The sequence below is a fragment of the Rhizobium sp. TBD182 genome, assembly GCF_001950375.1.
In the GTDB taxonomy this organism is placed as follows: domain Bacteria; phylum Pseudomonadota; class Alphaproteobacteria; order Rhizobiales; family Rhizobiaceae; genus Agrobacterium; species Agrobacterium tumefaciens.
In genome coordinates this window covers 678,323-690,193 of sequence record NZ_BDLN01000001.1, presented here as the reverse complement: position 1 = coordinate 690,193, position 11,871 = coordinate 678,323, and the positions used below count along the sequence as shown (strand labels likewise).

Genomic DNA, 11,871 nt, shown 5'->3' with positions numbered 1-11,871 from the left:
CGAATACGGGTTTGAAATCCGGAAAACCTCCGCTGTCATCCCTGGGAAGGGAGAGGGCATATGCAGCCTGGGGGAGGTAAGAAGGGGCGGACGTTGGTATCGTCCAGCGGCTGTCACGCAAGCTCGGCGTGAAGCGGGGGCAGGCAGGTCGATCCGGCGGCAGGGATGAAGGCCGCCGCCGGCATCTCGTCAAATCAGGCGCGCGCTTCCGGCGTATAGCCTGCAGCGGTGATGATTTCAGCAATACGTGCCGCGTCGGAGACGCCGCCAACCACAACCGTGCGGCTTGCCGGATCAGCATGAACGGCGGCACCGGGAACGGTCTTTTCGATTGCGCCCTTGATCACACCGGCGCAGTGACCGCAGGTCATGTCTTCAACGTGGAAAGAAAGGTCGGCATCAACAGGTGCGGCAGCGGTTTCGGGGTGATGCTGGTGGGCGGTGCACATAGGCGGTTCTCCTTGGGTTGGAACTTGTAACAGCAGGAGCCTGGACTATTCCAACGTGGGAAGGTCAAGCGCTTTATTAAGGCAGCCAAAATAAGCGCACCGGCATTTTAGTTGCGCCAGAAAATCGGCATCAGCAGCACGAGAACGGTGAGGATTTCCAGACGTCCAAGCAGCATCAGGACAGACAGGAGATAGAGCGCTGGATCGCTGATCGTGGAGAAATTGCCGACAGGCCCGATTATCGGGCCGATGCCGGGCCCGACATTGGCAAGTGCGGTCGCAACGCCCGAGGTCGCAGTCAGGAAATCGTAACCCATCAGGCTCATGGCGAGGCTGCCGGCGATCCAGAGCGCGATGAAACAGCTGACGAAAAGGAAGATCGTCCGGATCGTGTCGGGATCGACCACCTGCTGGCCGTAACGGACCGAATAAACCGCGTTCGGATAGATCAGCTTTTTGAGCCCCGCCCGAACGACATTGAACATGATCAGAAAACGATAGGCCTTGATACCACCCGCCGTCGAGCCGGAGCAGCCGCCCATGAAGGTTGCGAAAAAGGCAACGACGACAACGAACGGACCCCACAGGGTGTAGTCGTCGCTCGCAAAGCCACCGGTCGAGAGGATTGATGTCATGTTGAAGAAGGAATGGCTGAGCGCAGTATCCAGCGGCACGCCGTTTCTAAGGTGGTGATAAACGCCGACTGCGATGGAAATCGCGCAGAGATAGCCAAGGAAGACGGCTATCTGCGGGTCGCGCAGCGTCTCCAGCCTGCGGCGCACCGCAAGCAGGATCATCACCGAGAAGGGCAGGCTGCCGAAGATCAGGAAGATGGTGGCAATCCAAAGCAGCGCCGTGTTGTTGAAATAGGCAAACGAGGCGTCGTGGGTGGAAAAACCGCCGGTCGCAACCGTCGACATGGCATGGTTGAGGGCATCGAAATGCGACATGCCGGCAAAATCGAAAGCCACCGTGCAGGCGATGGTCATGATGATGTAGATCGCCACGAAAGCGCGGGTGAAGCTTGCCAGCCGCGCGAAGGGCCGGTCATTGCCGGTGTCGGATGATTCCATGCGGAAGAAGGTCATGCCGCCAACGCGCAAGAGCGGCAGGATGAAGAGGCCAAGCGCGACAATACCGATGCCGCCGAGCCAACAGAGCAACGACCGCCACAGAAGTATGCCCTGCGGCGCATTATCGAGGCCGGATATGGCGGTCGATCCCGTCGTCGTGATGGCCGAGACCGATTCGAAAAGGGCCTGACCGGGCGTCAGGTCAAGCTCGGACAGATAGAGCGGAACCGCTCCGACAATGGAAAATACAAGCCAGAGCACGTTGACGAGCAGGAAGCCGAAACGTTTATTGAAGGACGCGATCGGTGCGCGCGTGGCCAGCGCACAGGCAAGTGCAAAGCCGCCGCACATGAAGCCTGAAAGCGCAAACACCGTCCAGTCGTCATTGCCGTAATAAAGGTCCGTCAGCGCGGGCAGGAACATGGCCGTCGCGAGATAGAGCCCGAAGATGGACGCCACATATATGACCGAGCGCAGAAGATTGCTGTTCAAGAAATGAAACCCAGGGTTCGTGGCAGCGTGAAATGAGTCTTTGTCTCTGACGCCTTCCTATGGCATAGCGGGTGCCATTATGAATTTCAATGGATTGACAATCGTGGACAAGCAGCTTGTGGAGGCAGCGCGGCGGGAAGTGCGGGAGATATTCCCGGAAACGCCGTTGCAGTTGAATGAACATCTCAGCCGTCGGTATGGCGCGTCGATTTGGCTGAAGCGTGAGGATCTGTCTCCGGTTCGTTCCTACAAGATTAGAGGCGCATTCAACTTTCTCCGCAAGGCTGTTGCGAAGGCTGGCAAGGACAAGGTTTTCGTCTGTGCTTCGGCCGGCAACCATGCGCAGGGCTTTGCTTTCGCCTGCCGCCATTTCGGCGTTCACGGTGTTGTTTTCATGCCGGTGACCACGCCGCAGCAGAAGATCGACAAGACCCGGATCTTCGGTGGTGAATTCATCAGCATCCGTCTGGTGGGCGATATTTTCGACCAATGTTACGCCGCCGCGCGCAAATACGTCGAAGACAATGACGCCTACATGGTGCCGCCCTTCGACCATCAGGATATCATCGAAGGCCAGGCGACGGTTGCTGCCGAAATCATGGACCAGCTTCCCGAAGGCACCAAACCGGATATGGTTGTCATGCCGGTTGGCGGCGGCGGGCTGTCGGCAGGCCTTACCGGATTTCTGGCGGGCAACGTTGAAAAGGGCAACTTCGTGTTCTGCGAGCCGGAAGGCGCGCCGAGCCTGAAAAGGAGCCTTGAGCGCGGCGAAGCGGTAACGCTCCCCAAGGTCGACAATTTCGTCGACGGCGCCGCCGTTGCCCGCATCGGCGATCTCAACTTCCAGGCGCTGAAGGATTTTCCGGCCGAGCAGGTTTTGCTCATCCCCGAAAACGCCATCTGCGTGACCATCATCGAGATGCTGAACCTCGAAGGCGTGGTGCTGGAGCCAGCGGGTGCGCTGTCCATTGCCGCGCTGGAGAAGCTCGGCCGCCAGAAACTGGAAGGCAAGACGGTTATCGTCGTCGTCTCCGGCGGCAATTTCGATTTCGAGCGCCTGCCTGACGTCAAGGAACGCGCCATGCGTTACACCGGCGTGAAGAAATACTTCATATTGCGCCTGCCGCAGCGCCCCGGCGCGCTGCGCGATTTCCTCAATCTGCTTGGCCCGGACGACGATATCGCCCGTTTCGAGTATCTGAAGAAATCGGCCCGCAATTTCGGTTCGATCCTGATCGGCATCGAAACCAACGCGCAGGAAAACTTCGCAGGGCTTCTTGAACGTTTCGAGGCTGCGGGCCTCGGCTATGAGGATATTACCGAAAACGAGATCCTGTCGAACCTGATCATCTGATCGGGATAAGAGCGACGGGGAAGGGCGGAGCATATCCGCCCTTCGAAATGCGAGACAGATTAAGGGAGTGAAAGCCATGGCATCGTTTTTTTCCAAAATCCTTTCGGCCTTCGGCTCCGGCCAGTCCGCGGATGCGCCGCAGAAGGCAGCGCAGTCGGAACCGCATGTGCATGGAGACTATCTGATCTATGCTACGCCGCTGAAGGAAGGCGGCCAGTTCCGTTTGGCGGGCCGCATCGAGAAAAAGGACGGCGAGGAAACGCTCGTGCATGAATTCGTGCGCGCCGATGTCTTCACCAGCATGGACGATGCGGTTGAGTTCACCATCCGCAAGGCAAAGCTGATCATCGACCAGAACGGTGCATCGCTCTTCCCAGGAAAATGATGGCGGTTTCTTCTGCTGGACATTAAGATTCCGTTGGTTGCTTCGGCCTATCGTCTTCAGAGGGCATGAAGTCGCGCCGATGAACCGGCGCGATGTGGATCGATAGGGCGTATGCCGATGCAATGGGCAAATCTGGCCCTCTTCGTGGCGGAAGCCATAGTCTATTTTTCGGTAATGACGGCATTCCTTCATTACCGGCATATTCTCGGCATCGGTGTTTTTCTCACCGCGCTTGGCGTCATGCATTTCCTGGAAACCTACCTGGCGGCGGTCTTTTACGTCGAGTTGCCATTTGGCGTAGTATCACCCGGCTCCTCGATCCTTTTTGCCGGCAAACTGATGATGATCCTCATGCTCTATATGCGCGAGGATGCGGCAGTCGTCCGCCAGCCGATCTACGGCCTGTTTCTCGGCAATATACTCACCATCATCATGGTGCAGATCATCCGCTTCCATCCGACGGTGGCAATTGTCCCCGGACAGTCGGTAGATACCGGATTTCTGGATGAGATGGGCGTGCTGATGGTCTGGGGAACCAGCCTGCTTTATATCGACGCCATCGCCATCATCCTGTTTTACGAAAAGCTGGGACGCTATTTGCAGCGCCATATTGTCCTGCGCTTCGCAATCTGTGGCGTGGTGATTTTGAGCCTGGATCAGGCAGGCTTTTACGCGGCGTTGCGATATATGCTGAACGCGCCGGTCGATGTCTTTTACGATGGCTGGAAAGCGAAGATGGTGGCCGTTGCCATCTATGCTCTGCTCTTTGCCATTTATCTGAAGCTGACGGCGGCGAAAGGCCGCTTCCTGACGCGCCGCAGCGTTGCCGATGTCTTCAACGACCTCACCTTCAGGGAACGCTACGAGGAGCTTTTGTCCCGTTCCGGCCGCGACATGCTGACCGGTGTGTCTGACCGCGCCCGCATGGAACTCGATGCGCCGTCCGTCGTCGTGGAATGTCTGGAAAAGAAACGTCCCGTCAGCGTGCTGATCGTCGATATCGATCACTTCAAGACCGTCAACGATACCTTTGGGCATTTGCAGGGCGATGAGATGTTGCGGGAATTCGCCGCCGTTCTGAAACGCATCGTGCAACCGCACGGCCATCTCTACCGGTTCGGCGGCGAGGAGTTCGTGGCCCTGTTGCCGACGATGACCCATGAGGGAGCACTTGCCTTTTCAGCAGGTCTGCGGACGGCGATATTGAAGGATCTGCAACGGCCAGACGGTTCGCCGCTGACTGTCAGCATCGGCGTCGCCACGGCTTTCGAGGACGGGCAGCTTTTCCGCGCGCTGCTATCGGAAGCCGATGCGCGGCTCTATGCGGCAAAAAATAACGGCCGCGATCAGGTGCACGGCCGTTACGGAATGTGGGTCGGCTGATACCGGCAATCGAGCCGGCATCACCATGTGTCAAATGGCTCCTCAGGCGGCCTGCGCCAGTTCGGCAACCTTTGCTTCGGCTGCCGCAACGGCCTTCTCAACGGCTTCCGGGCCAAATGCCAGACCTTCGACATAGATCACTTCCACATCCGTCATGCCCATGAAGCCAAGAACGGTCTTGAGGTAGGGAACGGCGTGGTTCATCGACACAGCCGGGCCTTCGGAATAAACGCCGGCGGCGGCCAGCACGATGTAGACCTTCTTGCCGGTGGCAAGACCAACCGGGCCGGTTTCGGTGTACTTGAAGGTCTGGCCAGCGCGGGCGACGTTGTCGATCCACGACTTCAGGCCGGAATAGATATTGAAGTTGATGAGGCCGGTGCCGATGACGACAGTGTCGGCGGCCATAAGCTCTGCAACCAGCTTGTCGGAAAAATCGGCTGCAACCGCTTCTTCAGCCGTGCGCTGGTCTGGAGCCTTGCGGATCGCAGCGGTTTTGACGGTGTCGAGATGCGGAATGGGGTCGGCAGCAAGATCGCGGTGGACAAGGGTGTTGGAAGCCGACTTGGCCTTCAGCTTGTTTGCGAGTTCGCCGGAAAATTTGTTGGAAACCGACTCGTCGCCACGCGGGCTGGAGGTGATGAGCAGAATGTTGGACATGGTCTTTCCTTGCATAAGCGATGAATTGACGGGCGCCTTGGGAGGGCGGGAGAGCACGATACCCTTCCTTTGCCCCCTATATGACCAATTGATGCCATCAAGAAAACTGTGATAATGTGGAAGCGACCTATCGATGAAATGGATGGAACATGGACGCGAACCCGACGCTCGACCAATTGCAGGTGTTTTTGACGGTTGCCGAAACCGGAAGTTTCTCTGCCGCGTCACGGGCGCTCAATCGCGCCCAGTCTGTTGTCAGCTACACCATCGCCAATCTCGAGGCGCAGCTTGAAGTCAGCCTGTTCGAGCGCAATGGCGTACGCCAGCCTCGATTGACGGACGAGGGTCGCGCCATGCTGGAAGATGCAAGGCGCATCGTGGCCGGTCTGCAGGAAATGCGTGCGCGTGCTAAGGGTTTGAAGCAGGGGCTGGAGGCCGAGCTTTCTGTCGCCATCAGCACCATGGTGCCGGCGGAAGCCGTCGTTGCGGTGCTTCGCGATTTTCGAAAGGAATTCCCCACCGTTACCCTCAGTCTTAATGTGGGTGAGTTGGGCATGGTTATGGATATGGTGCTCTCCCGCAAGGCTGGGATTGGCATCGGCGGGGCGCTGTTGCGCCAGGATGACGAACTCGTCGTCGAAAAGGTCGGCCATTCCTTCATGCTGCCGGTCGTCGCCGCTGATCATCCACTGGCACAGATCGAGAGGCCGCTGGTTCTGGGCGATGTCCGCGAGGAGGTCCAGCTCGTCGTCACCGATGCGTCGGGGCTGACCAAGGGGCGTGATTTCAACGTGCTGTCTTACAAGACATGGCGGGTCAGCGACATCGCCACGAAATACCAGCTCATCAAGGGCGGTCTCGGCTGGGGCGGTCTGCCCGCATCGATCGTGCGCAACGACCTGACCAATGGCAGCCTGAAGGCACTTGATCTTGAAGCTTATGAGCAGGGCGAATATCCGATCTTTGCGCTGCGCCGGGTGGATTCACCCGCCGGTCCCGCTGGCCAGTGGCTTGCCACGGCCTTTCAGCAGCGTCTGTCGGCATGCCCGAACCAGAAGGATTTCAACAGGATAATTGCCGGAAGCAAACAGCGGACTATTTCTGTCGCCGCCGAGTGACATGGGTTGACTGAGTGACCAATTGACGAAGGTGAATGGCCTGCCTTATACAGGAAACACGGTCAGCAGTTCACCGAGGCATCGCCGTCCCGCAAGGGAAGCTAAACCTGCATTTTGAAAGATTGACAGCACTTATCCCGTGCCTAGTCGGAAGCCGGCGATCAGCGACACCTCTTCGGAATGGCACTCGAGGGTAAGTCATGCCACGTTCGATCTTTTCCATTGATATCGCCGACCTCTCCACCTTTGCCAAATCGCTACGCGAACAAATCGGCAGGCTGGACCGCCAGCCAAGCCATGTGGAGATGCTCAATCTCCTGAGCCGGGCTGCCGGGTTTCGCAACTTCCAGCATCTGCGCGCCGCGCGCACGCCACCCGTAGCAAGTGGCTCGCCGCCACCGCAGACACGACCGGAGACAATGCCTGCCAATGAGGGCAGTGTGCTGAAGACCGCGCGGACTTTCGATGCTGCCGGTAGATTGGTGCAATGGCCGGCCCGCCGCTCCCAGCAGGAACTGTGCCTCTGGTATCTGTGGGCAAGAATACCAGCCGGTCGCAGTTTCTCAGAGCGCGAATTCAGCAGCTTTCTCGATGGTCTGCACCTGTTTGGAGATGCCGCGATGCTGCGGCGTGACATGGCGGGTCTCCGGCTCATCCGCCGTAACCGCGATGGCAGCGACTATCAACGCATCGAGCAGAAGCCACCGCCGGAACTGCCACTGCTGTTGCGTATCGTGAGTGACCGCAATTGAGTAAATGCCCTCCCGGCCGATGAAACGCCGGGAGGGCTGCAAGCTCTAGAGAACGAGGCGGAACTTTGCGAAACCTTCGGCGCCGTCGCCGGCATCCTCGATTTTTGCACCCTTGATGTCAGCCGCGTAATTGCGACCCTTCGGACCAGTCTCGAAGATGGCGGTCGTATTGGCAACCGGGGCGAAGGACCAGTTGGCATCCGCCGACGGGTTAATGGTGCCCTGATCGATGATATAGCGCACGATCACGTCGCGGTTGGTGTCGGGCGCCACGAAGATCACCTTGTCGGCGGCGATATCGGGGAATTTTCCGCCGCCGCTTGCACGGTAATTGTTGGTCGCCACCACGAATTTCTGCTCGGGGTCGATCGGCTTGCCGTCGAATTGCAGATTGACGATGCGGTTGCTGTCGGGATTGACGGCCTTGCCGTCCTTGTCGAACTTTGCCGGTTTGGAAATGTCGATCTGGTAGGTGACACCGTCGATGACGTCGAAATTATAGGACGGGAAATCCGCGTTTAGGAGCGGCGCATCCTTTGCGCCGGCCTCGACCGTGTTGAACATGCCGGCGGACATTTCCAGCCAGTTCTTCACCTGCGCACCGTTGATCAGCACCGCCTGCACCGTGTTGGGGTAGAGGTAGAGATCGGCGACGTTCTTGATGGCGATGTCACCGGCAGGGACATCGGTGTAATAATCCGCACCACCGCGACCGCCAGACTTGAATGGCGCTGCTGCCGAAAGCACGGGCAGATCCTTATATTGCCCTTCCTTCAGCATGTCCTTGATGTACCACGTCTGGGCATTGGAGACGATCTGCACGGACGGGTCGTCGGCCACCAGCGCGAAGTAGGAATAGAGTGGCGCCGACGTCTTGCCGACCGGGCGACGCACATAGGCGAGCGCCGCTTCGTGATCTGCCTTGGCGGCGGCTATGACCTCCGGTTTGTCCGTGACATCTGCAACGACCTTGCGATTGTCGTCGCGGTGGTAGATCGGCCGGGCCTCGGAGGTGAAATCGACGATCTTCCAGCTTTTGCCGTCCTTTTCGAGCAGAAGGTCAATGAGGCCCATATGCGAGCCCCAGAAACCGGCCATCACGGCCGGCTTGCCCATCAGCGTACCCTTGACCGCATCCGCACCCTCGATGCCGTCCCATGTCTTCGGACCGGGGAAGACCAGATGCTGGTGACCAGTGAAGATGGCGTCAATACCTTCCACGCCCGCCAGATAAAGCGAGGCGTTTTCCATGCGATCGGTCTGGCCCTTGCCATCGATGCCGGAATGGGAAAGCGCGATGACGATATCGGCACCTTCTTCCTTCATGACCGGAACCCAGGCTTTAGCCGCCTCGACGATATCGCGCGTCTGGGCCTTGCCCTCCAGATTCTTGGAATCCCACATCATGATCTGCGGCGGCACGAAACCGATGATACCGACCTTGACCGGGCTGGTTACGCCTGCACCATCGCGGATCTGTTTCTCGAGGATGACGTAAGGCTTGAAGAACAGCTCATCCTGCTTGGGATCGGAAGCCAACTGACCCTTGGTGAGGTTGGCGCATACATAAGGGAAACCGGCGCCCGCCAGTGTATTGGACATATAGTCGAGGCCGTAATTGAATTCGTGGTTGCCAAGCGTGCCACAATCATAGCCAAGGACATTCATGGCGTTGATGACGGGATGCTTGTCGCCGGCCTTCATGCCGCGCTCATAGGCGATGTAATCGCCGAGCGGATTGCCCTGCAGGAAGTCGCCATTATCCACCAGCATCGAGTTTCCGGCCTCGGCACGGATGGCGCCGATGATCGAAGCGGTGCGCGCCAGACCCATCGTGTCGTTCGGTTTGTCGGCGTAATAATCATAGGGAAAGACGTGAACGTGGATGTCAGTCGTTTCCATGATGCGCAGATGCGCCTGGTTGGCTGCGGCGCGCGCGGCGAAGGGATGCAACAGCACCAGAGCCGAAGAGGCGGCGATGCCACCCAGAAGCGAACGGCGAGTGATGGGGTGGAGAGCGAGAAGCGACGACATGGGAACTCCTTCGTATGAAGCTTGCTCTGTCAGGAAAACGACAAGGTAGAAGCAATCCCCGAGGAGTCCATCATCAAAATGACAAGCCCGTGACGGACGGGCCAGTTTTCAACCGTTTGATAAATTTTTTGCCGCGCATGGCCCGCTTCGGGAATGCGCTATGTCCGATCTGCGCATTCCCCTTGTCGGAAACGTCTGCTTAGCGGGCGAGAGTCGGTTTTACTTCTTCGTGGAAGAAGCGGAAATAAGACGATAGTTGTGCCAGCGTGTTGGTGGAAAGTTTGAGTTGCAGGCCGAGCCGGTTCATGTGCTGCCATTGCACGACACCCTCGATGAAACCCAGATCTTCACTCTGCACCTTCACCCGGCTTCCTTTGGCGGCAGCGAAAGGTCCGTCCAGTTCGAGCGCCATGCCGGTGGCGGACAGGTCCACCACGCGGCCTCGGGTCGACTGGCTGAAATAGTGCACGGTCGCGTAGATCCGGGTCTTGCTACGGGTCGCAGTGCGGGTCGCCATATTGAGGTTGTTTGTCATTTCGCTACTCAAATCAATTGTTTCCGATGCTTGCATCATGACGTAGAAAGTTTGAGAGCCGTTTAGCCGTTTGCTTAAAATTGCAAGTAATCGCGCGATTATGCTGTGTCGATACGGCACTGATAGCAATTGTTGCGGGCGGAGCGCACATGCACATAAGCGACGTCTGCCCGCTCCAGAAGATGCGCTGCGCGTGAAAGGATTTCGTCCGTCGCCGTCACCGCGCCGGTGCCGTAGACGATGCGGTCGTCAGTGCCATAGCCGCGAACGATATAATCGGGGCTGTTAAGCATCGGGGGAAGGGCATCCGTCTGCGGATAGTGCTCACAGGCCTCAGCGTGAAGAAAGACTGGCCCCGTTTCCGCATAGGGCTGGAGCGAATGGAAGGGCCGGTAGGCGAGGATCAGCATTCCTTCGCCTTCATTAATCTGGGAAAGGCAATGGCGGCACGGCATGCCGCCTGGAGAAACGGCCTTTTCCGGCGGGTTGCCATAGGCGTCGGCGGCTCCCGCCCGGAAAGCCTCAGCTTCCTTAGCCGGCATTGCTGTAAAGACGAGATCGGTCATGGCGAGGTCCTTCTGTTGGGATCGGCGTTGCTTCTTTGCAGCTATGATCTCGAAACAGACCTCTATCCACCCGATTCTTGACGGGTGATGCAACCAGCCCATTGCGTGACTCGTTAGCATCGGGAATCAGTGGCGCTCCTCGATCCCGGAAGGTCTGATTTTATGTTCCGTCGTTTTTTGGCCGCCGTTCCGCTGGCTTTCGTTTCTTTGACGGTTCCGATCGACACGCAGGCGCAGGTCGCCTCCGGTCTAGATGGCCTGTCCGACGATCAGCTCCAGCAGGCGGTCAATTTCGTCATCGGCAATGCGATCTTCTCGCTTTATCACGAGGGTGCACGCATGCTGATCTCGGATTTCGGCGCGCCGGAGACCGGCAGCGCGCAAGCACCTGCCGATCAGCTGGCGGGCACGCTCATCCTTCAGGCCAACGAGGAATGGCTTGATACCGCACTCGTCAACGCTACCGACAGCTGGTATCTGGCGCGCGAGACGGAGGCTTTGCCCCAGCACGAAGCACCGGTGTTTTCGGCGCTTGTTCCCGACAGGAGCCGCGATCGCAACATGGCCTGCCTGATGGTCGGCCGCGACAAGGACGGCTATGGCGATCTTGCCACCATGATGGGGCTCGCCAATGACGAATTTGCCAAATGTGGCGCCGCCTATCCGCGTATCGCATCGGCGTGGGAAGATTTTCTGACGCCCCACCGCGCGCAGACACCATCCAGATTTACCGTGAGCTACGTGCCGCCGCGCGATCCGGAGCTGGAACCTTACGCCATCATGGTCAAGGAATCGAAGGTTCTCGATCTTATCAGCCGCAGTTTCGGCGTTTACGGCTTGAAAGGCGAGGTCAAGTTGACGGCGAAGTCCTGCGGGCGTCCCGATGTCTACTGGTCGGCCGAAAAACGTGAGATCACCTATTGCTACGAGTTGGGTAAATTCCAGGCGGAGCTGATTGCCGATCATCTCCTCAACAGCGTTACCGAAGACAAAGGTTCCGCCGGCGGGCATACCCCGACGGCCGTTACTCTGGAAAGAGAAATCTGAGGCCAGTTACCGGATGCACGGCA

The 11,871-nt window shown here is 58.3% G+C and carries 12 protein-coding genes; 6 read left to right on the top strand and 6 right to left on the bottom strand.

Annotation, left to right across the window (positions count from 1 at the left end):
* Positions 1-194 precede the first annotated feature (194 nt).
* The gene (locus tag T18_RS03500) at positions 195-449 is read right to left on the bottom strand and encodes a heavy-metal-associated domain-containing protein (RefSeq protein ID WP_003496638.1); all 255 of its coding nucleotides are present in this window, start codon (positions 447-449) and stop codon (positions 195-197) included.
* Positions 450-556: 107 nt separating this feature from the next.
* Entirely contained in the window at positions 557-2,014 is a 1,458-nt protein-coding gene (locus tag T18_RS03495; protein ID WP_003512541.1) for a TrkH family potassium uptake protein, read from the bottom strand.
* A 79-nt stretch (positions 2,015-2,093) separates the two neighbouring features.
* On the opposite strand from T18_RS03495, the gene ilvA reads away from it, so the two are divergent.
* The 3 genes from ilvA to T18_RS03480 all read left to right on the top strand — a co-directional run bounded on the left by ilvA (position 2,094) and on the right by T18_RS03480 (position 5,136).
* Positions 2,094-3,368, top strand: a complete 1,275-nt coding sequence (ilvA, locus tag T18_RS03490; RefSeq protein WP_046205586.1) for a threonine ammonia-lyase — start codon at positions 2,094-2,096, stop codon at positions 3,366-3,368.
* 76 nt (positions 3,369-3,444) lie between these two features.
* Positions 3,445-3,753 carry an HlyU family transcriptional regulator gene (locus T18_RS03485; RefSeq protein WP_013635901.1) on the top strand — a complete coding sequence of 103 codons (309 nt, stop codon included), beginning with the start codon at positions 3,445-3,447 and terminating at the stop codon, positions 3,751-3,753.
* 117 nt (positions 3,754-3,870) lie between these two features.
* Positions 3,871-5,136 (top strand): sensor domain-containing diguanylate cyclase, encoded by a 1,266-nt coding sequence (locus T18_RS03480; protein WP_035251754.1) that lies wholly within the window; start codon positions 3,871-3,873, stop codon positions 5,134-5,136.
* Positions 5,137-5,178: 42 nt separating this feature from the next.
* Here T18_RS03480 and T18_RS03475 read toward each other — a convergent pair whose 3' ends face one another.
* Positions 5,179-5,796: an FMN-dependent NADH-azoreductase gene (locus tag T18_RS03475; protein WP_013635903.1), complete on the bottom strand. Its 618-nt coding sequence runs from the start codon at positions 5,794-5,796 to the stop codon at positions 5,179-5,181.
* Between the two features lie 149 nt (positions 5,797-5,945).
* Between T18_RS03475 and T18_RS03470 the strand changes: the two genes are divergently transcribed.
* On the top strand, positions 5,946-6,914 hold the full coding sequence (locus tag T18_RS03470) for a LysR family transcriptional regulator (RefSeq protein WP_038490657.1): 969 nt from the start codon (positions 5,946-5,948) through the stop codon (positions 6,912-6,914).
* A 200-nt stretch (positions 6,915-7,114) separates the two neighbouring features.
* The gene (locus T18_RS03465; RefSeq protein ID WP_038490661.1) at positions 7,115-7,666 is read left to right on the top strand and encodes a DUF2087 domain-containing protein; all 552 of its coding nucleotides are present in this window, start codon (positions 7,115-7,117) and stop codon (positions 7,664-7,666) included.
* 45 nt (positions 7,667-7,711) lie between these two features.
* Here the strand turns inward: T18_RS03465 and T18_RS03460 are convergent, their stop codons facing one another.
* The 3 genes from T18_RS03460 to T18_RS03450 form a co-directional block, all read right to left on the bottom strand.
* A complete protein-coding gene (locus T18_RS03460) occupies positions 7,712-9,700 on the bottom strand; it encodes a bifunctional 2',3'-cyclic-nucleotide 2'-phosphodiesterase/3'-nucleotidase (RefSeq protein ID WP_003512549.1) in 1,989 nt (662 codons plus the stop codon).
* Positions 9,701-9,899: 199 nt separating this feature from the next.
* On the bottom strand, positions 9,900-10,235 hold the full coding sequence (locus T18_RS03455) for a PilZ domain-containing protein (protein ID WP_003512551.1): 336 nt from the start codon (positions 10,233-10,235) through the stop codon (positions 9,900-9,902).
* 98 nt (positions 10,236-10,333) lie between these two features.
* Positions 10,334-10,801, bottom strand: coding sequence for a DUF1203 domain-containing protein (locus T18_RS03450; RefSeq protein ID WP_038490663.1), 468 nt, complete (start codon positions 10,799-10,801; stop codon positions 10,334-10,336).
* Between the two features lie 162 nt (positions 10,802-10,963).
* Here T18_RS03450 and T18_RS03445 point away from each other — a divergent pair, with 162 nt between their 5' ends.
* On the top strand, positions 10,964-11,848 hold the full coding sequence (locus T18_RS03445) for a DUF4344 domain-containing metallopeptidase (RefSeq protein ID WP_013635909.1): 885 nt from the start codon (positions 10,964-10,966) through the stop codon (positions 11,846-11,848).
* The last annotated feature ends 23 nt before the right edge of the window (positions 11,849-11,871 follow it).

Coding starts and splice junctions, on each gene's coding strand:
- ilvA (WP_046205586.1), top strand. CDS start 2,094: ATGAATTTCAATGGATTGACAATCGTGGACAAGCAGCTTGTGGAGGCA.
- T18_RS03470 (WP_038490657.1), top strand. CDS start 5,946: ATGGACGCGAACCCGACGCTCGACCAATTGCAGGTGTTTTTGACGGTT.
- T18_RS03465 (WP_038490661.1), top strand. CDS start 7,115: ATGCCACGTTCGATCTTTTCCATTGATATCGCCGACCTCTCCACCTTT.
- T18_RS03445 (WP_013635909.1), top strand. CDS start 10,964: ATGTTCCGTCGTTTTTTGGCCGCCGTTCCGCTGGCTTTCGTTTCTTTG.
- T18_RS03455 (WP_003512551.1), bottom strand. CDS start 10,235: ATGACAAACAACCTCAATATGGCGACCCGCACTGCGACCCGTAGCAAG.
- T18_RS03500 (WP_003496638.1), bottom strand. CDS start 449: ATGTGCACCGCCCACCAGCATCACCCCGAAACCGCTGCCGCACCTGTT.
- T18_RS03475 (WP_013635903.1), bottom strand. CDS start 5,796: ATGTCCAACATTCTGCTCATCACCTCCAGCCCGCGTGGCGACGAGTCG.
- T18_RS03450 (WP_038490663.1), bottom strand. CDS start 10,801: ATGACCGATCTCGTCTTTACAGCAATGCCGGCTAAGGAAGCTGAGGCT.
- T18_RS03460 (WP_003512549.1), bottom strand. CDS start 9,700: ATGTCGTCGCTTCTCGCTCTCCACCCCATCACTCGCCGTTCGCTTCTG.
- T18_RS03485 (WP_013635901.1), top strand. CDS start 3,445: ATGGCATCGTTTTTTTCCAAAATCCTTTCGGCCTTCGGCTCCGGCCAG.
- T18_RS03480 (WP_035251754.1), top strand. CDS start 3,871: ATGCAATGGGCAAATCTGGCCCTCTTCGTGGCGGAAGCCATAGTCTAT.